At 54.8% G+C, this 21,735-nt stretch carries 19 protein-coding genes and 4 pseudogenes; 12 read left to right on the forward strand and 11 right to left on the reverse strand.

The window, feature by feature from the left end; all coding sequences use genetic code 11:
* Positions 1 to 581, forward strand: a pseudogene (locus CBW22_RS13075) (integrase core domain-containing protein); the annotation flags it as partial.
* Between the two features lie 500 nt (positions 582 to 1,081).
* On the opposite strand, the gene CBW22_RS13080 reads toward CBW22_RS13075, so the two are convergent.
* Both CBW22_RS13080 and CBW22_RS13085 read right to left on the reverse strand, forming a co-directional pair.
* Positions 1,082 to 2,092, reverse strand: coding sequence for a hypothetical protein (locus tag CBW22_RS13080; RefSeq protein WP_088516895.1), 1,011 nt, complete (start codon positions 2,090 to 2,092; stop codon positions 1,082 to 1,084).
* A 490-nt stretch (positions 2,093 to 2,582) separates the two neighbouring features.
* Positions 2,583 to 3,518, reverse strand: a complete 936-nt coding sequence (locus CBW22_RS13085) for an IS110 family transposase (RefSeq protein WP_088516896.1) — start codon at positions 3,516 to 3,518, stop codon at positions 2,583 to 2,585.
* A gap of 382 nt (positions 3,519 to 3,900) precedes the next feature.
* Here CBW22_RS13085 and CBW22_RS13090 point away from each other — a divergent pair, with 382 nt between their 5' ends.
* Entirely contained in the window at positions 3,901 to 4,863 is a 963-nt protein-coding gene (locus CBW22_RS13090; RefSeq protein ID WP_088516897.1) for an IS110 family transposase, read from the forward strand.
* A 10-nt stretch (positions 4,864 to 4,873) separates the two neighbouring features.
* On the opposite strand, the gene CBW22_RS13095 is transcribed toward CBW22_RS13090, so the two are convergent.
* Together CBW22_RS13095 and CBW22_RS13100 are read right to left on the reverse strand one after the other, a co-directional pair.
* Positions 4,874 to 5,182, reverse strand: a complete 309-nt coding sequence (locus CBW22_RS13095) for a hypothetical protein (protein WP_088516898.1) — start codon at positions 5,180 to 5,182, stop codon at positions 4,874 to 4,876.
* 90 nt (positions 5,183 to 5,272) lie between these two features.
* Positions 5,273 to 6,919: a methyl-accepting chemotaxis protein gene (locus tag CBW22_RS13100; protein ID WP_088516899.1), complete on the reverse strand. Its 1,647-nt coding sequence runs from the start codon at positions 6,917 to 6,919 to the stop codon at positions 5,273 to 5,275.
* A 384-nt stretch (positions 6,920 to 7,303) separates the two neighbouring features.
* On the opposite strand from CBW22_RS13100, the gene tnpA reads away from it, so the two are divergent.
* The 3 genes from tnpA (at position 7,304) to tnpC (ending at position 9,836) form a co-directional block, all read left to right on the forward strand.
* Positions 7,304 to 7,810 carry an IS66-like element accessory protein TnpA gene (gene tnpA, locus CBW22_RS13110; protein WP_176428121.1) on the forward strand — a complete coding sequence of 169 codons (507 nt, stop codon included), beginning with the start codon at positions 7,304 to 7,306 and terminating at the stop codon, positions 7,808 to 7,810.
* A gap of 93 nt (positions 7,811 to 7,903) precedes the next feature.
* Positions 7,904 to 8,251: an IS66 family insertion sequence element accessory protein TnpB gene (gene tnpB, locus CBW22_RS13115; RefSeq protein WP_088516901.1), complete on the forward strand. Its 348-nt coding sequence runs from the start codon at positions 7,904 to 7,906 to the stop codon at positions 8,249 to 8,251.
* 19 nt (positions 8,252 to 8,270) lie between these two features.
* Complete coding sequence (tnpC, locus tag CBW22_RS13120; RefSeq protein ID WP_088516902.1) at positions 8,271 to 9,836, forward strand: IS66 family transposase; 1,566 nt, start codon at positions 8,271 to 8,273, stop codon at positions 9,834 to 9,836.
* A gap of 213 nt (positions 9,837 to 10,049) precedes the next feature.
* On the opposite strand, the gene CBW22_RS26905 is transcribed toward tnpC, so the two are convergent.
* Positions 10,050 to 11,216, reverse strand: coding sequence for a PAS domain-containing protein (locus CBW22_RS26905; RefSeq protein WP_088516903.1), 1,167 nt, complete (start codon positions 11,214 to 11,216; stop codon positions 10,050 to 10,052).
* 516 nt (positions 11,217 to 11,732) lie between these two features.
* Positions 11,733 to 12,005, reverse strand: a pseudogene (locus CBW22_RS13130) (DUF1281 domain-containing protein); the annotation flags it as partial.
* 440 nt (positions 12,006 to 12,445) lie between these two features.
* Here CBW22_RS13130 and umuD point away from each other — a divergent pair.
* From umuD to CBW22_RS13150, 4 genes are all read left to right on the forward strand, one after another.
* A complete protein-coding gene (umuD, locus tag CBW22_RS13135; protein ID WP_088516904.1) occupies positions 12,446 to 12,919 on the forward strand; it encodes a translesion error-prone DNA polymerase V autoproteolytic subunit in 474 nt (157 codons plus the stop codon).
* Positions 12,920 to 12,928: 9 nt separating this feature from the next.
* On the forward strand, positions 12,929 to 14,203 hold the full coding sequence (umuC, locus tag CBW22_RS13140; protein ID WP_088516905.1) for a translesion error-prone DNA polymerase V subunit UmuC: 1,275 nt from the start codon (positions 12,929 to 12,931) through the stop codon (positions 14,201 to 14,203).
* 221 nt (positions 14,204 to 14,424) lie between these two features.
* Positions 14,425 to 15,549: a recombinase RecA gene (gene recA, locus CBW22_RS13145; RefSeq protein ID WP_088516906.1), complete on the forward strand. Its 1,125-nt coding sequence runs from the start codon at positions 14,425 to 14,427 to the stop codon at positions 15,547 to 15,549.
* Between the two features lie 184 nt (positions 15,550 to 15,733).
* Positions 15,734 to 15,934 (forward strand): hypothetical protein, encoded by a 201-nt coding sequence (locus CBW22_RS13150; protein WP_088516907.1) that lies wholly within the window; start codon positions 15,734 to 15,736, stop codon positions 15,932 to 15,934.
* A gap of 380 nt (positions 15,935 to 16,314) precedes the next feature.
* Here the strand turns inward: CBW22_RS13150 and CBW22_RS13160 are convergent, their stop codons facing one another.
* From CBW22_RS13160 to CBW22_RS13180, 5 genes and pseudogenes are all read right to left on the reverse strand, one after another.
* Positions 16,315 to 16,551 carry a hypothetical protein gene (locus tag CBW22_RS13160; protein ID WP_088516909.1) on the reverse strand — a complete coding sequence of 79 codons (237 nt, stop codon included), beginning with the start codon at positions 16,549 to 16,551 and terminating at the stop codon, positions 16,315 to 16,317.
* Between the two features lie 163 nt (positions 16,552 to 16,714).
* Positions 16,715 to 17,032 carry a stability/partitioning determinant gene (locus CBW22_RS13165; RefSeq protein ID WP_088516910.1) on the reverse strand — a complete coding sequence of 106 codons (318 nt, stop codon included), beginning with the start codon at positions 17,030 to 17,032 and terminating at the stop codon, positions 16,715 to 16,717.
* A gap of 433 nt (positions 17,033 to 17,465) precedes the next feature.
* On the reverse strand, positions 17,466 to 18,110 hold the full coding sequence (locus CBW22_RS13170) for a ParA family protein (protein ID WP_088516911.1): 645 nt from the start codon (positions 18,108 to 18,110) through the stop codon (positions 17,466 to 17,468).
* A gap of 166 nt (positions 18,111 to 18,276) precedes the next feature.
* The gene (locus tag CBW22_RS13175) at positions 18,277 to 19,074 is read right to left on the reverse strand and encodes a tyrosine-type recombinase/integrase (RefSeq protein WP_088516912.1); all 798 of its coding nucleotides are present in this window, start codon (positions 19,072 to 19,074) and stop codon (positions 18,277 to 18,279) included.
* A 542-nt stretch (positions 19,075 to 19,616) separates the two neighbouring features.
* Positions 19,617 to 19,916: pseudogene (locus CBW22_RS13180) on the reverse strand (Tn3 family transposase); the annotation flags it as partial.
* Here CBW22_RS13180 and CBW22_RS26700 point away from each other — a divergent pair.
* The 3 genes and pseudogenes from CBW22_RS26700 to CBW22_RS26055 all read left to right on the forward strand — a co-directional run.
* Positions 19,914 to 20,246 (forward strand): annotated as a pseudogene (locus tag CBW22_RS26700) (recombinase family protein); the annotation flags it as partial. The pseudogenes CBW22_RS13180 and CBW22_RS26700 sit on opposite strands and share 3 nt — an antisense overlap.
* Positions 20,247 to 20,706: 460 nt before the next feature.
* Entirely contained in the window at positions 20,707 to 21,456 is a 750-nt protein-coding gene (locus CBW22_RS13195) for a hypothetical protein (protein ID WP_088516914.1), read from the forward strand.
* Positions 21,457 to 21,467: 11 nt separating this feature from the next.
* Positions 21,468 to 21,722, forward strand: coding sequence for a hypothetical protein (locus tag CBW22_RS26055; protein WP_141097320.1), 255 nt, complete (start codon positions 21,468 to 21,470; stop codon positions 21,720 to 21,722).
* The last annotated feature ends 13 nt before the right edge of the window (positions 21,723 to 21,735 follow it).

Raw genomic sequence — 21,735 nt, forward strand, 5'->3', positions numbered from 1 at the left:
GTAAAACGCAGGCGACGCCGCAAGGGACTGGCGACGGAGCGGCTTCCGCTTCTTCGCCCGGATGCGCCGAACCTGACATGGTCGATGGATTTTGTCATGGATGCACTTGCCAGCGGCCGCCGGATTAAGTGCCTGACCTGCGTGGATGATTTCACCAAGGAGTGTCTGACGATCACCGCCGCTTTCGGAATTTCAGGTGTTCAGGTCGCGCGTATTCTGGACAGCATTGCGCTGTTTCGTGGCTATCCTGAGACGATAAGAACCGAGCAGGGTCCGGAATTTACCTGCCGCGCGCTGGTTCAATAGCCTTTGAACATGGTGTTGAGTTGCGCTTAATCCAGCCGGGCAAGCCAACGCAGAACGGATTTATTGAGAGTTTCAACGGTCGCTTTCGGGATGAATGTCTGAATGAGCACTGGTTCAGCGATGTGCTTCATGCCCGGAAAATCATTAATGACTGGCGGCAGGACTATAACGAGTCCAGGCCTCATTCATCGCTGAATTACCAGACGCCATCTGAATTTGCAGCAGGCTGGCGAAACGGGAAGCATGAAGAAAAATTAACCGACATTACTAACTGAAGGTTGTATCTAATACTGGGGGCAGGTCAATGATGCTGGGGCAAAAGCCCCAGTTTTTACAGACTCAAATCTAAGCCTAGACAGTTGATATTCCTGGCCAGCAATGGCGTTGCCTACTTGGGGACAGCAGTAGCCCAAAAAAGCATGAGGTCTAGGCTATCATCAGGCATCCATATTTCACCGGATGGCGTACGTAAAGAAGCATGGAAGTCTTACGCCGCAACCGCATTATGGGCTCACAAAAAGTCGTCGTAACATGCAATGCACGGTGTTAGCACCATCCAACAATTCAGGCGCTATATCTATTCTAAGATAACCGCAGTACCTCTTTATAGAAGCTGCTGTCTACTTCATCTAAAATTGTAAGTTAACTCTTTAGCTGTATACCCAGTCCTTTTGATCGCGAAACATCGCATTCAGTATCGTAACAAATTTTCTGATACAGGCTGTTATCGCCACTTTTTTGGGGTTTCCCACGTCGAAATCAACAACTTCCAGGATCACGAAGTACTTAGCAGTTTTTCCAGGCCGCTCCATTTAAGTCGATCAGTTCTCATTTTTAGGTACTCATCGTTACGGGATAAGGAAACGGGAACTTCGCTCCATGTCAAGGTTTGAGGTGGGCCAAAGTAAAGAACGGCATCGAATTGTTCCTGCATGCTTGGCGAAAGCTCTGAGTCTTGATAGATTTTCTCCCTTACACCATCTTTTAGAACATATGCTGGCTGCGGGTAATATGCACTGAAGTTCGTTCGCCCAAGGGTTGTATCTTTTAAGTGCGCCAGACTTGGGGTTGGCCATGCCGCTACACTCCGTTGGAGTTCAGACAGGTCGGCATGCACCGCGCTCCAGATGGAATAGACCTTGGCGCCGCGCTCTTCCAGCAACGACACAATCGTGTTTGCCGGCTCCTCAAACAGGCGCTTAGCTTCATCAGCATCGGAATATTTCCAGTAGAAGTTTTGACGTAAAAAATGTCCTGCTCCATATATAACCAGAGCGCGACTGCACTTATCAATTACTTCTCTCTGGATGATTCTAACAGCAGAGAAGTCTCGGTCTTCAAGAGATCTCACAGCATCCTGATATTGAGCAGATGACGATATGTTAGACCAATTGATTGGTGGATCTCCTAATATTATCCGAATGTGCTGATCTCGGGGGAGGCAGCTGTTAATCTTTCTGACTTCTTGGAAGAATTGTTCAAATATCGGTTTATCCCATACATCGTGGGGCTGAGTGGTATTCTGCCAAACTTTTCTTAATTCGCAGGCTGCAATATCTTCACCATTCAGGAAGCGGTCCATCGTGTCCTGATACAACGAGTTTCCCCATTCCACGACAATTTTATTCACTGTGGTTGGAAACCTTGGATCATTAATCAAAGCCATTCGAAGTTTATGGGCTTCCAGACAGCCATGAGCGCCATCGCAAAGCGCCACTATATCGTTTTGGCTTAATGCCTCTAAGATTTCGGTGACTGAATTGGCTGGGACTGCTTGTTTTGACATGCGTTATCCTCTGATTTTTATATACATTTCAAAAATATTATATCAACCGGTTGACGCTGTATAAACCCATGCAATATAATCAATTTATACGGAAATTTTATATGTGTTGCAGTAATAATTCACAACTCTCGGGTCGTTACATATTATTAATTTCGCGGCTATAAATTCTCTCCAATCGTTCCTGTAGACACTTCTTCTGATGGGATGGAAACTGAGCCCTTGAGTCAACCTGTACTCGTTACCGGCCTAAACTATCCTTTAGTGACTTTGGCTGGTTAACTTAATATGTCTCTATTTCCTACCCGCTAAATATTCAGCGTCAGGCTGGTAATTAATAGATAAATAAGGTCGGGGCTTGTCTTAGTCCTGCCGCCGATAAGTAATCGTTTTACTGCCTGAACTCGCTTGGTGAGATTTATTCAACAAAGCCTCGTCCAGATTGAACGGTGTTACGTATCGTCTGCTTCGTCCAGAATCGAAAATTATCTCATCAGCTGTTTATCCAATCCCTTTGGTCCCTGAACATAGCATTGAGTATCGTTATGAACTTCCTGATACAGGCTGTAATCGCAACTTTTTTTACTTTTCCACGTGCAATGAGTGATGTATAGAAGTCTTTAATCTGAGGTTTATATCGAATCGCTGAAAGCATCGCCATATACAATGTTGCCCGTAAGCCGGACCTGCCGCCCCAGATAACTCTTTTACCGCGAAGCTGCCCGCTGTCTCTGTCATACGGGCATACACCAACCAGCGCCGAAATCTGCCTGCGTGACAGTTGTCCGAGTTCAGGAAGCTGGCTCAGGATAGCAGCCTGAGTTACTGGACCAATGCCCTTAACTTTTTCAAGCATTTTACGTTTTGTAGATAGCGCAGCATTCTGATTAAGCTGATATTTTATTTCCTGATCCAGAGTAGCAATCTGTAAGTTAAGCCAGGCGATATGCTCCGCAATACCCGTCTCAATATAGAACCCGCTTTTCTCCTGCAGCCTGTTAGCCTCCATGACACGATTCTGTACCAGCTGACGTCGCCGTGTGATAAGCAGTGCCAGATCCTGAAGCTCTTTGTCTCTGGCAGGTCTGAATTCCGGTTTCATACGACGACCATACTCGCAGATTATCCTGGCATCAATAGAATCGCTTTTTGCCACCTTTCCCATTGCCCGGGCAAAATTCTTTATCTGTCGCGGATTAATGACAGCAACAGGCAAACCTGCTGAAATCAGCATTGATTCCGCAAGAAAGTGATACCGGCTTGTGGCTTCCATTATAACTCCTGATACATGGAGGCCTTCCAGCTCCTTCAGCAGCTGGACGATGCCGGAGGCAGAATTCTCCAGATGTATCAGTCGTTCACTGGAATCAATAAAGACATCTAAACCGAGTTTCGAAACATCAATACCAACAGTTGTTTTATCGCTCATTTCAGTTCTGCCTGCCTTGCAGATTCGGGCTTCTGAAGCACCAGGCAATTGTTCGGGCTATAGCTGAAGATGATGCTGCGCATAGTGCTCACCCGCGGGCTTGTTAATCCATGGATGTCGATCGTGCTACAGCATCTGTAAAAAAACAGGATAAGTTTATACCTCTCCCGGTTCTGCTTTGAACATACAAGGATGGCGGCGAAGCTCCCTTATATGCCGGGAAATATCTAAACTGACTATGCAGGTCTGGCGAGGTCCGTGCAGCACGGGAAGCTTCCGGGGCACCTGAGCCCGCCGTCAAGCGAATGCGCACGGGCTGAGCCATTCATCATCAGCCCGGACAGTTGTCTGAACCTGAATTCGTATCGTAAGGAGGGGCACCATGAGTCAGCCGGATTTGCAGTGCATGGGTATTGACGTGGCAAAGGCCACGCTGGATGTGGCAGGAACAGAAGGAATGACGCCTTTCACCGTCAGCAATGACGGAGCAGGTTTTACAGAGATTACGGACAGGCTCCGCGGCCCTGGCATTTCACTGATCCTGATGGAAGCCACCGGCGGACTTGAGGCGCAGGCGGCGGGCTTTCTGCAATCAGAGGGCTTTGACGTGGTCATTATTAACCCGCGGCAGGCGCGCGATTTTGCCCGTGCTATGGGACATCTGGCGAAAACGGACCGCCTGGATGCTGCTGTGCTTGCACAGCTGGCGCGCGTGATTGACCGCCACCCTGACCGCAACCGCTACATTAAGCTTATGCCTGATGCGGCCAGGCAGGCGCTGACGGCTCTGGTGGTCAGACGGCGTCAGCTGAATCAGATGCTGGTTGCGGAACGCAACCGGCTTTACCCCTCCCACCCCGATGGTCGTGAAAGTATCAGGCGGGTCATGACGGCCCTTAAGGCTGAACTTGCTCTTGTGACCCGCATGATGAATCGTCAGGTACGGCAGCATTTCCGCGATCAGGCCCGCCAGATGACCAGCGTGAAGGGCGTGGCGGAAATCACCGCCGCCACCCTGCTGGCCGAACTGCCGGAGCTGGGTACCCTGACCCGCCGGGAAATCAGCGCGCTTGTCGGTGTCGCCCCCGTTAACAGAGACTCAGGAAAAATGCGGGGAAGACGAACGATTTTTGGCGGAAGGGCCGGCGTGCGCTGCACGCTTTACATGGCGGTAGTAACCGCCATTCAGTTTAATCCGGCAATCAGGGCCTTTTATGTCAGGCTTGTCGCGGCAGGTAAGGCGAAAAAGGTGGCGCTGGTCGCCTGCATGCGCAAGCTGCTGACCATCCTCAACGCCATGGTCAGGAGCGGAACGTACTGGGAGGACCATTCTGCGCCATCCTGATTATTCTGGCTCAGTCATAAAATAAATTCAGATTAACGCTTGAAGGTAATGTGGATGCCACCCTGAAAAAGTTCTGCAGGGCCATCAGCGCCCGGCCGGTCATGGCGATTTCTGATAGCATGACGGCATCGTGCTGCTTCAGCCAGGCCAGAAAGCTGGCGTCGGCCATGTAGGGTCCGAACGAACAGAATGCCACCTTCAGGTGCGCCAGGTTATTGGCCCAGGTATCCAGCGACCGGTATTCGCCTTCGCTGAGTTGCGTGAGGAGCGCGTCCGTCTGCGCCTTGATTTCAGTGACGTGCTTATATTTTTCATGCATTTGAGCCTGAACTCCGGAAGTAATTTGCCGCTTATGAAAATGAGCAGCCCTGCCCTGCAGTCAGACTGCAGGGCAGGGTATGAAGCAGTGTCAGAACTTCACCCAGTCAGCTGAATGGGTGCGATGCTCCGGAGAGACAGCGGCCGGATTTTCAGCCCTGACACGTTCCGCCTTCATCTGCACTGCTTCCTGCCCGTGCAGCCTGAACCTGGCCACCGTCGCGTCCAGAACCCGGACCTGTTCTTCCAGCTGTCCTGCCGCGTTTGCCGAGGCCTGCACCAGGGTCGCGTTCTGCTGAGTTACGCTGTCCATTTCGGTAACGGCCGTGCCTATCTGCCGGATGCCCTTACTCTGTTCGGACGAGGCCGCCGCGACCTCGCCCATCAGTGAGGTAACGCCCGCCACGTCCGTAATAATCCTGTCCGTGGTGGCGGACACCTGCGCCACCTTCTCCACACCCTGCCTGACGCTTGCGTCCGACTCAGCAATAAGTTTTTCAATCTCTCGTGCAGACTGGGTGCTGCGCTGGGCAAGCGTGCGGACCTCATTAGCCACCACGGCAAATCCGCGTCCCTGCTCGCCCGCACGGGCTGCCTCAACGGCGGCATTCAGGGCAAGAATGTTGGTCTGGAAAGCGATACCGTTTATCACCGATGTGATTTCGCTGATGGACGCAGAGCTGCTTCTGATGCCACTCATGGTATTCACCACGTCCTGCATGACCGCGCCGCACGCTGATGCGGTATCCGATGCCGCGCGGGCGGCCGTACTGGCAGCAGAGGCATTATCCGCGTTCAGGGTAATGGTTGAGGAAAGCTGCTCCATGCTGGCAGCCGTTTCTTCCAGCGCCGCCGCCTGCTGCTCGGTACGGGCCGCCAGACTCAGGTTGTCATGGCTTATCTGCGCGGTAATCCGGCTGACCTGGCTGACACCGCCCTTGATTTCACCCACCATCACGCTCAGGTTATCCTGCATCTGCTGCAGCTCCTTCAGCACTTTACCCACCTCATCCCTGCGCGGAGGCGGGAAAGACGAGGTCAGGTCTCCGCGCCCTATCGCGGAGGTGATTTCACCGGCGCGCTGCAGCGGCCTGATGAGTACCTTTCTGAGCAGCATGGCGACGGTCAGTGCGCACAGAATGAACGTCAGTGCCGAGACGGCAATGGCGGCATAGGCAATGTGCGTGTCCGTCTGCGCCTGCGCAGTAATGGCGGCGGCGGCTGCTTTATTAACGTTAATGACCTTGACCAGGGGGATGTCATAGGCTTCATCCGCTGCCACTACTTCTGTACCTGACAGCGCCAGAAATTTCTGCACGTCGCGGTTCCCGAGTGCCGTAAACAGCTTCTCAATGCTGCCGGTATATCCGGCGTAGCTTTCCGCCAGTTCTTTTGCAAGAACGTCCTCGCCCGGAAGTTTGGGGGCCGCCTGGTAGGCGCGCATATAGTCCAGCGCACCGTCGAACCGCCAGCGGGCGCGCTTCAGCGCAGCATCCGGGGTTACACCGCTGTTCTGAAGCTGAACCGCGGCGGCCAGCAGCGTGGTGCGCGCCGTGCGCATCCAGTTTGTGGTGTCGGCGACGCCGAGCGTGGCGGATACCTGATGATTCAGGTTTTTTAGCGATTCGGCGCTGCGGTTCAAATACTTTACACTGAGCAGAGATGAGGCCGTAAAAACCAGAAAAAGGATGAGCCCGGAAATCAGCAGAAGGGTTGTTATTCGCGTATTTTTTAACATGGGTTTAACCTCAGGGGGACAGTAGTACATTTATCGGCCCCGTCACGCTGAAACTTACGCCCGGTAAGTTATTTTTTAAGGCATTCTACTGAACCAGCTTAAGCTGGAGTGCGCAGTGATAAGAATAAAAACTTTTCCGGTCGCTTCGTGTACCAACACAGTTGCTTGCAGGCGAAGCGGCCCGGCTACCGTGAGGGCACGGCACTTTGCATCTGCCGTTTTCCGGCCAGAGGACGGGAAGCGGCAAAAGAGGCGGAGCGAAGCGACATCCTTATCGTCAACTTAAGGGATGCCGCCGGTCGGGGGTAAGCGTCACACTCAGACCGTCTTCCATTTCTGGCCGTGTTTCCTACGATGGACACTTTCGCGAACATGGACACTACCGTGGACAGAAACACGCCTTACACCAGTAGACCCTGGATCACTACCGCACTCAGCCTGCGGTTTAACGATGCTCTGACTTACCGTGAAATCGCAGAGCAGCTGAATATCAGTCCCTCTGCAACGCATAAAATGTTCAATCGTTTTCGCCGCACAGGTATTAACTGGCCGCTGCCAGAGGGCTACACGCCTGAACGCCTGGAGGAAGAGCTTTACGCCTTTAATCTTGAAACAAACCTGCCTGTCAAAAAACGCCGACCGGACTGGCCGCTGGAGTTCAAAATCCGCATGGCGGAGCTCAGCCTGCAGCCGGACGCCTGTGTGGCGCAGCTGGCCCGGGAGCACGGCGTCAACGATAACCTGGTGTTTAACTGGCGCAATCTTCACCGTCAGGGCCTGCTGGACCCCGCCGCGCGCGCCGGGGTAATACCCGTTACGGTTGAGTCTTTTCCCGTTCCGGTCAGGCAGAACGGTGGCACGCCGGATTCGCCCCCCCGTTATCAGCTGTAAGCTGACGCTGCCGGGCGGCACCCTGAGCCTGACGGGCCCCGTGACGCCGGAGCTGCTGCGGGCACTGGTCAGTGAACTCCGCGAGGGTGAGGTATGATTAGCTTTCCGGCGGGCGCTCGTATCTGGCTGGTTGCCGGCATGACGGACATGCGCTGCAGCTTCAACGGGCTGGCCGCAAAGGTGCAGAATACGCTGCGTGCCGACCCGTTCAGCGGCCACCTGTTTATCTTCAGGGGCCGGCGCGGCGACATGGTAAAAATTCTCTGGGCCGACGCAGACGGCCTGTGCCTGTTCACCAAACTCCTGGAGCGGGGCCGCTTTGTCTGGCCGGTGAACCGGGACGGCAGGGTGCACCTGACCCAGGCCCAGCTGGCGATGCTGCTGGAAGGCATCAACTGGAAGCATCCGCAGCGGATAAATCCTCCTGGCCTGCGCATCTGAACCGGCGTAATGTGAACGCATGGAACGCTCACTTACTGCGGAAAACGCCCGGCTCAGGGCGCTGCTGGACGCGCAGCAGCGAAGCCTTGAGCGGATGGCCGAATATAACCGCCTCCTGTCACAGCGGGTGGCGGCGTACGCCAGCGAAATCAGCCGGCTTAAAGCGCTGGTTGCGAAGCTGCAGCACATGCAGTTCGGCAAAAGCTCCGAAAAGCTGAGCGACAAAACGCAGCGCCAGATACGGGAGGCAGAAGAACGCATCAGCGCCCTTCAGGAGGAGATGGCAGAGGTGCTGGGCGAGCAGCATGACCCGGTACTGCCGCAGCCGCTGCGCCAGTCTTCCGCCCGCAAACCGCTGCCGGCCTCACTTCCCCGCGAAACCCGCACGCTGACTCCGGAAGAAACCACCTGTCCGGCGTGCGGCGGAGAGCTCAGCGCGCTGGGCTGCGACGTGTCGGAACAGCTGGAGCTCATCAGCAGCGCCTTTAAGGTTATCGAAACGCAGCGTCCAAAACTGGCCTGCTGCAGGTGCGACCATATCGTTCAGGCTGCCATGCCGTCAAAACCCATAGAGCGCAGCTACGCGGGCCCCGACCTGCTGGCACGCATCGTCACGGCGAAATTTGCGGAGCACATGCCGCACTACCGCCAGTCAGAAATATACAGTCGTCAGGGCGTGGAGCTGAGCCGCGCCACACTGGGGCGCTGGTCCGGGGCGGTCAGCGAACTGCTGGAGCCGCTGTACGACCTGCTGCGCCAGTACGTGCTGATGCCGGGCAAGGTGCATACCGACGATATCCCGGTGCCGGTTCAGGAGCCGGGCAGCGGTAAAACCCGCACGGCCCGGCTGTGGGTGTACGTGCGGGATGACCGCAACGCCGGTTCGCAGCTGCCGCCTGCGGTCTGGTTCGCGTACTCGCCGGACCGGAAGGGCGTACATCCACAACAGCATCTTGCCGGGTACAGAGGTATCCTGCAGGCGGACGCGTACGGGGGCTACAACGCCCTGTACGAAGACGGCCGCATCACGGAAGCGGCCTGCATGGCACACGCCCGGCGAAAAATCCACGACGTTCATGTCCGGACCCCGACCGGCATCACCACCGAAGCGCTCCGGCGCATCGCTGAACTGTACGCCATAGAGGCGGAAATAAGGGGAAGCCCCGCAGGCGAACGGCTGGCGGCCAGGAGAGAGAAAACCATCCCGCTGATGCAGTCGCTGTACGACTGGATTCAGGTGCAGATGACGGTGCTGTCGCGACATTCGGATACGGCGAAAGCCTTCGCGTACCTTCTGAAGCAATGGGATGCACTGAATCTGTACTGCCGGAATGGCTGGGCGGAAATTGACAACAACATCGCGGAGAACGCGCTGCGCGGTGTTGCCCTGGGCCGGAAGAACTGGTTGTTTGCCGGTTCGGACACCGGTGGTGAGCGGGCCGCGGTGCTTTACTCCCTTACAGGCACCTGCCGGCTTAACGACGTAGATCCTGAGGTATGGCTGCGTTATGTCCTGGGTCATATCCAGGAATGGCCTGTGAACCGGCTGCAAGATTTGCTGCCATGGAAAACCGATCTCACATAGCTGTTCAGCTCAGAGTTGAGCTGACACAGCTATGCTCAGAGTTAAATCTAATCTGACAGGTCGCTATCTCCCGGAAGCGGGCAATCTAGACTATGAAGTGATGGAGCCAACCTGAGCAAACCAAAAATTCAGTTTGCTTTTAATTTGAGAGTACACTTGCCTGGGGCAAAGCAGAAAGTGTACCTGTTGTATCAAATGGCTCATTGCCCATCATCAAAGGCGCGAGGAGGCATCCAGCCGGACCTGCAGGCGGCTTATGTTTTCAGTTATCTCCGCGGTTCTGTCTGCCAGTTCGCGAATTTCGCTGGCAATGACAGAAAATCCTCGTCCCTGCACACCCGCTCTGGCAGCCTCAATGCTGGCATTCAGCGAGATGAGTTTGATCTGAGCAGCAATATTGGCATTTTCAGAGACCAGTTCAGCGATTGCACTGACAGATGCTGACGCCTCATCTTTTCGCTGACGTTCAAGTTCAGCCTGAACTTCCTGATCCTTGAGCGTCTGTATATCGATTAGCGCACCGACTGCCCGCAAAGGTACACCGTCCTTATCCCGTTGGGTCTGACCGCGTGCACGGAACCACCGGTAATTGCCGTTTTTGAGCTTAACGCGGTATTCAACGTCATATCCTGTCGCGCCCGAATGGTCGTTAAGGTGTTTTATAAAGGCGTCTAGCGTGTGCTGACTGTCATCAGGATGAAGACGTGAAGCCCAGCTGTCGATGACATCAGGAAACTCTTCGACCGTTTCAAATCCCAGCAATTTTCTGAACTGCGGAGACCACCAGAAAACGTTATTCGGATGTAACGGATCACCATTGATAATCTGCAGGTCCCAGAGCCCGTCATTCAGCATCTCACGCGACAGGTTGAAGCGGGTCATGACAATGTCATATTCACTTTGGTGCGCAACTTCCTCACAGATGTTTAACAACGTACCTGCCAGCCTCTGGTTATGGCCGTCAGCGCTGCGTTCACGTTTTACTGCTACCTGAAACCATTCATAACTGCAGTGTGCCGTCATAAAACGGCATTTATGCGTTACTTCGGGAGACGTATGGGCTTGGGCTGTTCGTAAAAGCTGCCTGAAATGACTTTTGTCCTCATCGTGGACAAGCGCGCAAAGTGCCGAGAGAGTAAAGGTTTCTCCGCTGACACGCGGCAAATTAAATGGCGCAGCAGATGAAATCCATAGCGGGGTACTGTCGGTGATTTCTTTCCCCTCACAGACCCACAATAATTCTGGGAGCAGAGCCAAAAAACTGTCCAGACGATCTGATAACGTGCTGTGCGACCGTGATTCTTCAACTATCACCTCTTGCAGTTCAGGTGAAGTGACCTCTTGTGCAGACTGTGGTTTTTTAAATAATTTACCCAACATAATTGCTCCCCGTAAGTAAAATTAAATTACAGGAATGTTATCGGCAGTGCAGCAGGTTCTATGAGCAATGTAAATGATTAAATTTCCTACTGTTTAGCTGAGAAATCTTATCTTTAATAATTTAAAGGAATGTCTGTAGCTGGTTACTTTTTTGCGGAAAAAACTTTTTTAGCAGTGAAGGTAAACAATCGTCCACATTGCAGTCATACCCAGCAGCCAGAATAAGGTTCGCTTCACGCTCAGGCTGTGTGAAAACAGGATGAGCTCAAAGGAAAAAACCAATCAGAACCGAAGCAAGCGCATTTGGGTTAAATCTGTGAGATCTTACCTAATAGAAAATCGCAGTCCTCGCGTAGGCGTGCATCCGACTATTTGTCGTTAGAGTTTTCACACAGCCTGTGCTCATATCAGCACCTGTCAGATTTAATTGAGCTCAATCTGCGAAACCGGTTAGCTAAAGTCTGAGCTGATGCACCTCCATGCGAGTGTCAACACGGTCAGTATGCGACGCTTACCGCCGTCACGCAGCTGCATGAGCCACGCTGTAAACGCGGCGTTTTCCGGGGTGTGCTCTCCCTGCCCCGCCGCAGTCAGCGCCGGATAAGGCGCATACGTGTCGTCCGTTACCGGCCGCAGCAGCCCGGCGCAGCCCGCCAGAAACAGCTGGATGCCCTGCCCTTCCGCACGCGCGTAGAGAGGGCGCACCTCTCCCCGCATCAGCGCCCGCACCTTACTCACATTCTCCGCCAGGCCGGTCACCCGCAGCCTGTTTGCACACCAGTTCGGCATAATTACTCCTGAGTTAACGGTTTCACGGCTCCTGCGCCGTGACGACACAGCAGCCGGGCCGCGAGCGGACAGGGCAACGGGCGAGGGAGGAAGCCGCACGCGCCGCCGGAGCGGACTGAACGTCCCGCGCACGGCGGGGAACGGGTGACGACGGAGGTGAAACGAACCCTTGACCGGGAAGCGCCCCGGCTAACGTGAAGTCACGGCGCCATCCGGGGGCGGTGACGGTTTTCCGGTCCGGCGCGCCAGCGCCCCCCGGCGTCAGGCACCGCCGGCACGCCGGAAACAGCGGAGCGAAGCGACACCCTTTAGCTTCGCCGGAGAAAACAAAATCCGGCGGGATATCAGGCATCTGAGGGCTGATGCCCGGGCAGAACTTGCAGACGTGCTGCAGATACATGATACTGTATATAAACACAGTATTCATTCATGAGGCCCTGATGAAGCGTTTCCCTGTACCGGTACCGAACAGCGGACATAACGGCGGTCCCCTGGCGCTGCTGCGCCCGGTCACCGACAGCGCACCGCTGGCCATTCCGTTTTTTTCCGACGCCTGTGTGGCCGGATTTCCTTCGCCGGCCGCCGACTACGTTGAGGACGCACTCGACCTCAATGAACTGTGCATTCTCCGCCCCGCCGCCACGTTTTTCGTGCGCGCCAGCGGCAGCAGCATGCAGGACTTCGAGCTCTGCGACGGGGACGTCATGGTGGTTGACCGGGCCGAAACGGTGCAGGAGGGGGATATCGTCATTGCGGAGGTGGACGGTGAGTTCACCGTGAAGCGCCTGCGGCTCACCCCCCGTCCGGCACTGGTTCCGATGAACCCGGCCTACCCGGTGATTTACCCGGACGAGCTCCGGCTGATGGGCGTGGTGATCTGGTTCTTCCACGGCACCCGCTCCCGGGGGCGCTGAGCCGTGGCCATGTTTGCGCTGGTCGACGCCAACAGCTTTTACGTCAGCTGTGAGCTGCTGTTCCGCCCGGACCTGCGCGGCCAGCCGGCCGTGGTGCTCAGTAATAACGACGGCTGCGTGATCGCAAGAAACGCCGCCGCAAAGGCCCTGGGCATAAAAATGGCGGTGCCGTGGTTTCAGATACGCACGCAGGACTTTCCGGAAAAGGTGCACGTCTTCAGTTCAAACTACGCACTGTACGCGGATCTCAGCGACAGAATGCACCGCACCCTTGAGTCGCTGGCGCCGCGCGCAGAGGTGTACTCCATCGACGAGTGCTTTCTGGACCTGACCGGGCTGGACGTACTCACGGATTTTGAGGACTACGGCCGCCACGTGCGCGCCCGGGTGCTGGCCACCACCGGGCTGGTCACGGGCTGCGGCATAGGCCCCAGCAAAACGCTGGCCAAGAGCGCCCAGTGGGCAGGCAAGGAGTGGCCGCAGTTTGGCGGCGTGCTGGCCGTCACCACCCGGGCGCGGGCGGAGAAGATGCTCGCCCGCCAGCCCGTGGAGGAGGTCTGGGGCGTGGGCCGGCGCATCGCGAAGCGCCTGAACGGCATGGGCATCGACACCGCCCTGCAGCTGGCGCAGGCCAGCCCCGCGCTGATGCGCAAAAACTTTTCCGTGGTGCTGGAGCGCACCGTGCGCGAGCTCAACGGCGAGGCCTGCATTCCCCTAGAGGAGATGCCGCCCGCAAAGCAGCAGATAGTCTGCAGCCGCTCGTTCGGGGAGCGGGTCACGGAGTACGGTGCCATGCGGGCGTCCGTGTGTCAGCACGCGGAGCGCGCGGCGGAGAAACTCCGGGGGGAGCGCCAGTACTGCCGCCGCGTGGGCGTGTTCGTGCGCACCTCACCTCACGCGCAGGGAGAGATTTTTTACGGCAACCAGGCGGGCGAAACCCTGCCGCGGCCCACGCAGGACACGCGGGACATCGTGAAGGCGGCGCTGCGCGCGCTGGACCGCATCTGGCTGGACGGCCGGCGCTACATGAAGGCCGGCGTCATGCTGGACGACTTTACCCCGCACGGGGTGAGCCAGCTGAACCTGTTTGAAGAAGACGGCCCCCGCCCGCACAGCGCCGCGCTGATGGCGGTAGTGGACCACATTAACCACACGGGTAAGGGCCGCGTGTGGTTTGCCGGAAGGGGAACGGACAGCGGAGCCGGCTGGCAGATGAAGCGCGACATGCTGTCGCCGGCGTGGACCACGCGCTGGTCAGACATCCCGGTGGCCCGCGTGCGCTGAGGCAGGCCGGGTCCGCACCCGGTCTGTTTAACGTTTTAAAAAAGAAAAAATGACACCTTATTGTGCGTGAGCAGACGTCCCTGCAACGCCACCGGAAAATGGCGACTGTGGGTAAGCGGTTGGCAGCGGGTTCATGCTGTCAACGGCTTATCCACACGAGGCACCGCGCCGGGCTGACCGCCCTGCCGGCACGACATGCATTGCGTTCTGAGGAGGTATTCATGACGGAGAAGAAACTGATAAAGCCCGCCGCCCCGAAGGCGGTAAAACCCGCCACGCAGGACGAGCGCGCCAGGGCGCTGGTCGCCGCGATGGCGCAGATTGAAAAGCAGTTCGGTAAAGGTGCCATCATGCGACTGGGCGACGACCGCAGCCTCGACGTGGCGCTGCAGCCCACCGGCATTATGGGGCTGGATATCGCCACGGGGGGCGGGCTCCCTTACGGGCGCATCTGTGAAATCTATGGTCCGGAAGCGTCGGGCAAGACCACGCTGGCGCTCTACGCCATCGCGGCCGCGCAGCGCGCCGGCAGACAGTGCGCCTTCATTGACGCCGAGCACGCCCTCGACCCGAAGCGGGCGGCGGAGCTTGGCGTGGACACCGACAGCCTGCTGATTTCCCAGCCGGACACCGGCGAGCAGGCGCTGGAAATCACCGACGCCCTGGTCCGCTCCGGCGCCGTCAGCGTCATCGTGGTGGACTCGGTGGCGGCGCTGGTGCCGAAGGCCGAGATTGAGGGGGAAATCGGCGACGCCCACGTTGGCCTGCAGGCGCGCATAATGAGCCAGGCCATGCGCAAACTGAAGGGCAACATCGGCGCCTCACAGGCGCTGGTCATCTTCATCAACCAGCTGCGCATGAAGATTGGCGTGATGTTCGGTAACCCGGAGACCACCACCGGTGGTAATGCGCTGAAGTTTTACGCCTCGGTGCGCCTTGATGTCCGCGCCTTCGGCAACATAAAGGAAGGTGACGCCGTCATCGGTAAGGATATCCGGGTGAAGGTGGTCAAGAACAAGGTTGCCCCGCCGTTCCGCCAGGCAGAATTCCGGCTGCTGTTCGGTCAGGGCGTGGACTTCTCCGGCAACGTGCTGGACCTGGCGGTGGACGCGAAAATCGTGACGAAGACCGGCGCGTGGTATGCGTACGGCAATGATAAGCTCGGTAACGGCCGTAAAGCGGCAGTGGAGTACCTCGGCGCCACGCCGGCGCTGCTGGCTGACATCACGGACCGGGTGCGTGCGCACTACCTCAGCCCGGACCGCCCTGCCCTGCCGGCACGTACGTCTTCACCGTCGGTGAAGGGAGCGGATGCAGAAGATGACGTGAAGTCAGAGGATGGCTGAGTGGCCGGTGCGTTACGCTGCCCGGTCAGCAGTTTTACTCCCGGCGTCAGGCGTTTTCAGTTATCCTGCTCCGTACGGGGTACCGTGCCCTGAGCGACCCACCGGAGATTCAGGCGGCCGGTCTGTTTACCTTTATTCGCTGTGACAGGGTTATGACAACTGAACAACCGTGGAGCAGAAAGCTATGGATAAAAAGATGCTGGCAGAGTGGCTGCGGGATATTGCCCAACATATAGAAGAGGAAAGCCCGCTGATTCGTGATGTCAGTGTGGACGATGCCGTTTCAGAGGAAGGACTGGCAAGGAAGATCATCACCATCACGTTCAATGCGCCGGGACGCAGTTCGCCCCCTGATGGTGATCGCAGCGGTATTCACCGGCACTGAACGCTGCGCCGGTTTTATGGACGACCGGGCCTTTCAGGTCAATAACCGGGGTATACTGATAACTTCATTGATCGGGCGCTCAGGCAGAGGGATTGTTTTGTTCCTGTCGCCCGGTCACTCAGGGAAACCGGTGCCAGAACTCATCCACAATATACAGGGGTCTGCCGGGTTGCTTACCGCGGAAGTATCGACCACGAGGCAGCCTGTCATTGCGTGAAAGCTGACGGATCCAGTCTTCAAACGCAGGACGCCGCCTGCGCATCCTGCCCTTAAACATGTCGGCTGACTGCGTAAACGTTGACAGCTTTATCCCATGTTCACGCGCCTGCTGCAGTAATTTCTGCATTTCCACCTTTGCACCTCCGTTTTTTCTGTGTTCTTCAGCGTGAGCTGTTTTTCTTCCAGGTAGCATTGGCCATGAACGCCGCGCGCGACACGCAGGCGCCCCACAGCAGCTGCAGGCCGATTTTGACCAGTTCGCTGGCATGCGGCAGGAAGAAGAGCGGCACGATAAAAACCGCACTCAGCAGAAACCCCCACTCGGCGATATTTTTTTGTTCAGCATCGCTGAGCTTTTTGAGGCCCAGAAAGCCCCCGGTAAAATGCGATATTCTCACCCGGACACTCCATTCAACGAAAAAACGACACAGCGTAAATACAAAAACAGATTTACACTGTAAATACATATACGTATTTACAATGTAAACACAAAATCTGTTAATCAACCCGGAGTGTACTCATTATGCCCATACCGGGTAATGATAATCAGGGTTCCGCATGTCAGTATTTCGGTGCTTCAAGCAACCAGCGGTTTTTCTCGTTCTGGTCCATGCTGGTACAGTAAGCCAGTAAAGCGGCCTTCAGAATGGTTGTCTTGTTCTGACCGGTGGCCTGCGCCTCCTCATCCAGCATGTCAATGATACCCGTCGGCAGCCGGAAATTGGTCGGCTGCGTCCCTGTTGATGGACGGCTGTCGCCCTGTCTGATAAAGCGGGCTGTGCTGCCCTTTGCTGAAACCTGCGGCTCCGGAGCCAGCCGGTCAGCTGCCTGAGCCGGGGCCGGCGATGTGGATTTCAGGGGGGTTTTTAACTTAACCATGTAAATCTCCAGAAAATTACATCGTACATACACTGTACATGCATTGTATCGACAGTAAAAGCGTTTCAATTATGTCTGTCATGCATAAGCGCCACCGCAGCCCACAGGATGAGCCGCCCGGCAGGAACCGGGAGGAGGAAGCTGGCCAACGCAACCGAAACTCACGCTCCGCAGTCCGCATGAGTTCACTTCCGCCCATGTCCGTGGTGTATTGCGCCTTTCGCCGCGCATGTTCTGCATACCTCTGGCGATGAGCACAACTCCCGTGGTGATGAAGTCTTCCTGCTCTGAAAAGCGATGCTACGCGCATAACGCCAGCCAGAAGCAGCGCCGGAATGAGCGTCAGCGGATGATGAAGAAGTCCATCGCTCAGAACGGTTCCTCACTCCGGATGATGTAAATACATTGTAGATAATTCGTAATTACATCAGCATTACAGGCCGATTTCGTCAGCAAGCAGCTCGATCAGCGCCCTTGCTTTAGTCAGGCTGCTGGCGCTGCTCACGTCGTGGACGCCGGCGCCCAGGTTAAACGCGGATTCAAAAACGTCGAGCTGGTTAATCCAGGTGCGCAGCGCCGGGATCCAGTTCGGGTCTTCGCTGAGAGAGCGCGTGAGTTCGATGGCGTCCGTGGCTTTTGGCTTGCACCGGTTGAAAAGAAAATATCCCTTCAGCGAGGGATTCTCGTTCGCCTGGACGTAGCGGACCATCTCGTTGACCTTGTTCATGTTGTCAACCTCCCCCTGCGAGGACGGCCTGACCGGGGAAAGCAGCACGTCAGCGGCCGTCAGCGCGCTGCGGAACTCCATGCTGTCGTGACCGGCCGTGTCGACAAGGACTATGTCGGACATTTTCTGCAGGCGCTTCATCTCACGCGAAATGTCGCCCCAGGCTGAATGGAGCGGACACATCGGCAGGCCGGCCTCTTCGCGGCGGGAAAAGAAATCGGCCAGCTCGTCGTTTTTGTCCGCACGCAGCACGGTCACGCTTTTCCCCCGCGACAGCAGCAGCGATGCGAGATTTGCAATCAGTGTTGTCTTACCCACGCCGCCTTTTGGCGATCCCATCATGATAATCATTTCTTCCTCCCGAGTGACACACCACAACGTATACACAAAGTAATTACATTTATGTATTTACGAAGTAAAGATAAGAGACGTTATAAACGAGAGGTCTGGTAAAGTCAAAGCAATTACACTGTAAATACAAAAATGTATTTACAGTGTAATTATACCATTAAGAACATCAGGGGCGCAGCAGTCCGGCTGCCTCGCTGGGATCCATTCCGAAGCTGACCTGCCGGCTGCCCGCCGCCGCCGCTTCCATGTGCAGTACGCGGATGTAAATCTGCGTGTTCCGGAAGTCCGCGTGCCCGAGCCAGCCCTGAAGCACGGTCGGCATAATGCCGCAGTACAGGAGATGCATGGCATAGCTGTGCCGGAGCGTGTGCGGGGTAGGGTTAGGCAGCGAAAGCGACAGCCCCTGCCCGGCGATCCGGGACACCGCATCGCTCAGCCAGTTCCGCGCCGTATCGTCCGTGACCGGCCGGCCGCCGCGTCCTTCCCAGACCGGCCGGCGGCGGTTGGGGCAGAAGGTGGTGAGGTGGTCGCGCAGCCGCGATACAAAGCCCGCGTCGAGCAGGGGCACACGCCGCTGCGCGCCGGGCGGCGGCTTACCGGGTCTGGGATTGCGCTGCCGCTTGAGCGTCACGAGCCGGACGTGAGGGCGGACGCTGTCCAGCACGATATCATCCGGCCGGATGGCCAGCGCCTCGTTGATGCGGGCCCCGGTGTTCCAGATAAACTCAAACAGCATCCGCCGGTGCAGGTCCGGAACGGCCGCGAGCAGGACCGCCACCTCCGGCGCCAGCAGGTAGCGGGGCAGGCTGTCGTCACCGGCCAGCTCGCGCCGCACGGCGAGCGCCAGCCGGTAGTCGATGACCGGGGAGATGGCGCTGTGTGAATTCTGTGAAGCCGGACGGGGTAATGTGCCCGGATTTTCACGTAGCAGCGTCTGCGCGTTTTCTGGGTATGGCGAGTGCATGTGGGCCCCCGGCGGTGAATGATGATCGCTATGATAGGGCAGGGGAGTGATGAAGTCCCGCGCGGTAATTCTCCCGGCGCCCTGCGTAAATTCGGTTATTTATACAATAATAGCCAGACAACCGAATGTGTGGCGATTGTCGCAAACACTGCTTCTTCCGGCGCCGGGTCGCCCGCCGCAATATGCTGTGGTTTTTAACGTGTGCTCGCCTGGATGATGGGGTTGGGCCGTGACACGAAGACATTCGGCTTTCTACCTGAAAAACCGAATTGGATTATGATAGCCTCACTGGTAAAGGTAAGCCGGTAGTGCAGTTCTGAGAACGGATCTAACCGACACCGGACGGCCATGACATCAGCTGATAACTGGTGATGCGTGTTGAAGCTCGGACGGAGTGAGTGAATCACGGCACTCTTTATTTTTTTACACAAACCGGAAGGATTTTCCGAACTGAAAAAACTAGCAGGATCAGCAGAGAACCGGGTGGCGTAATCTCTTTCCATTTTATAAGGGGCTGACGCTCGGTGGAACGAAAACTCACGTTAAGCAATGTTTTCTTCCTCTGACGCCTCTTTTAATGGCCGCAGATGTCCTTTTGTCACCAGTTCTGCCTGTATGAAGGGATAATGGCCGAGCATATTGATATGCCCGTTGCAAAGCGGTGAGATGCGTGAGATATCTTCATCACTCAGCGTTTCCCCCTGTGCCCGGAGATGATCCAGGGCTGCCTGCATATAAATAGTATTCCCTAACACGACGGCGTTAGTGACCAGTCCCAGTGCGCCCAGTTGATCTTCCTGGCCGTCGGTATATCGCTTTCTTATCTCACCTTTCTGACCGTGATCCAGTTGATAAAAGAGTTCGACGCCCGGGGTGTATCCTTTCGGTTTATTGACGACGGTATCAGTACCGATGCGGAAATGAGTAAAATGGTTATCACTATTCTTTCAGCTGTAACCCTGGCCGAGCACAAGAGAATCCTTGAGCGTACAATTGAAGGGAGGCAATAGGCGAAGCTATAAGGTATTAAATTCGGCCGCAAGCGCACTTTAGAAAGGCATACCGTTATGGAACTTCATCAGAGAGGTATGGGTGCAACTAATATCTCTCATCAGCTCAGTATTGCACGCTCTATAGTCTATAAAATTTTCGAAGATCAAAAGCGCTTATGATGCTTTCTGTTTATCATTAAAATGATTGGTTTAAAAACATCAAACTCGTCTTTAAGGCATTGAGTCATCGAAAAATGGAAGTTTAAACAAGGTAATTAGTCTATAGATTTGAAAAACTTAATAATTTATAAGAAGAAACTTATCCCCGGTGACGAACGGGCTAAAACAGCACAATCCTCAGGCAATCCTTAACCGTTACATGTCCGACCAGATATGACCATCACCATTTTCGATGATTGAATTTAAAATTTTAATCTCAAAAAATCGCCAAAACCCCCCTTTCTCCTTCAAAAAAATTGCACAAGAGAAATATTTAGTTACATATATTTACTAAAAACAAGTTTAGGTTGGCATTACATTACATAAGACAAGAGCGTTCCTCTTATCGCTTTTGATGTATGTTCAGGGGTTACGAAACTGGGCTCTGAATTATTCAGGGGTGTAAACGGAGTTAAAAGTAATGACACATGGACAGTTGAGAGCTTTTTTTAGAAGTGGTTCTTTCGTAATTACTTCATTAGCTATGTTTTTTTTAATATTTAATTCTTCGTCATGTGTGGCGTATGAGGAGATAGACCTCCCCGATGCCAGCGTTCTTTCTGACCCCCCCGATATCTATATTAAGGGGAGCGTTATTTATTATGATGGAAAAATCACAGGCACATCTTATTCTGAATTCCTAAGGCTTGCCAGAAATTCCCCAATCAATACGATATCTATAAATAGCATTGGCGGTGATACCAGGAACGCTTTAGCGATAGGTGATTATATATATAAAAATGGAATCAGTGTCGATGTGCGCAGCGTTTGCGCCTCTGCCTGTGCTAACTATATTTTTCCAGCCGGAAAGAAAAAACATCTGGGTAACGATTCGTACCTTCTATGGCATGGTGGTATCAACGGCCCTGAGAGAGAAATTGCAATATCTGGAAACATAACAAAGAGTGAATTTTTCTCGCTTCGGGAAATTAAAAAGTTACAAAAAGATGACATTGAGTTTTACAGAAAAATTGGTGTGGACAATAAGCTGTCTTTTTGTCCTCAGTTAAAATCTGATTATAGATATAAGTTCCCGGAGAAATGGTTTTCATACACTCCGGCAGACATGAAAAAGTTTGGCATAACAAACATACACTATGCCAATTCATCTTCTCAATGGGTTGTTTCAATGAGAAAAAAGCACGTTATATTCGCAAACTACTGTAATTAGGAGAAATAATAATGCGTGAACTTTCTTTAAATGAAATGAATGTAGTCGCAGGTGGGTTTTCAATTGGCAGCTGTTCTATTGGTGGTTCTTTTTCCACGTCTAAAGATGGACATGGCGGCTCAACTACCTCGGCTAGCTTTCACGCGGGCTGTGGTTTAAACGCACCGGATACCGGGTCCTCTGCATCCGGGAATAATAAAGGTAACAGTGGTAAATCCAGCAACAAGGGGAAAAGTGGTCAGATGGGAGGGGGTAAAAACCGCTGATTACAGAGAATCT

Origin of the sequence: Pantoea sp. VS1, from assembly GCF_002207995.1 — a bacterium.
GTDB lineage: Bacteria > Pseudomonadota > Gammaproteobacteria > Enterobacterales > Enterobacteriaceae > Pantoea > Pantoea dispersa.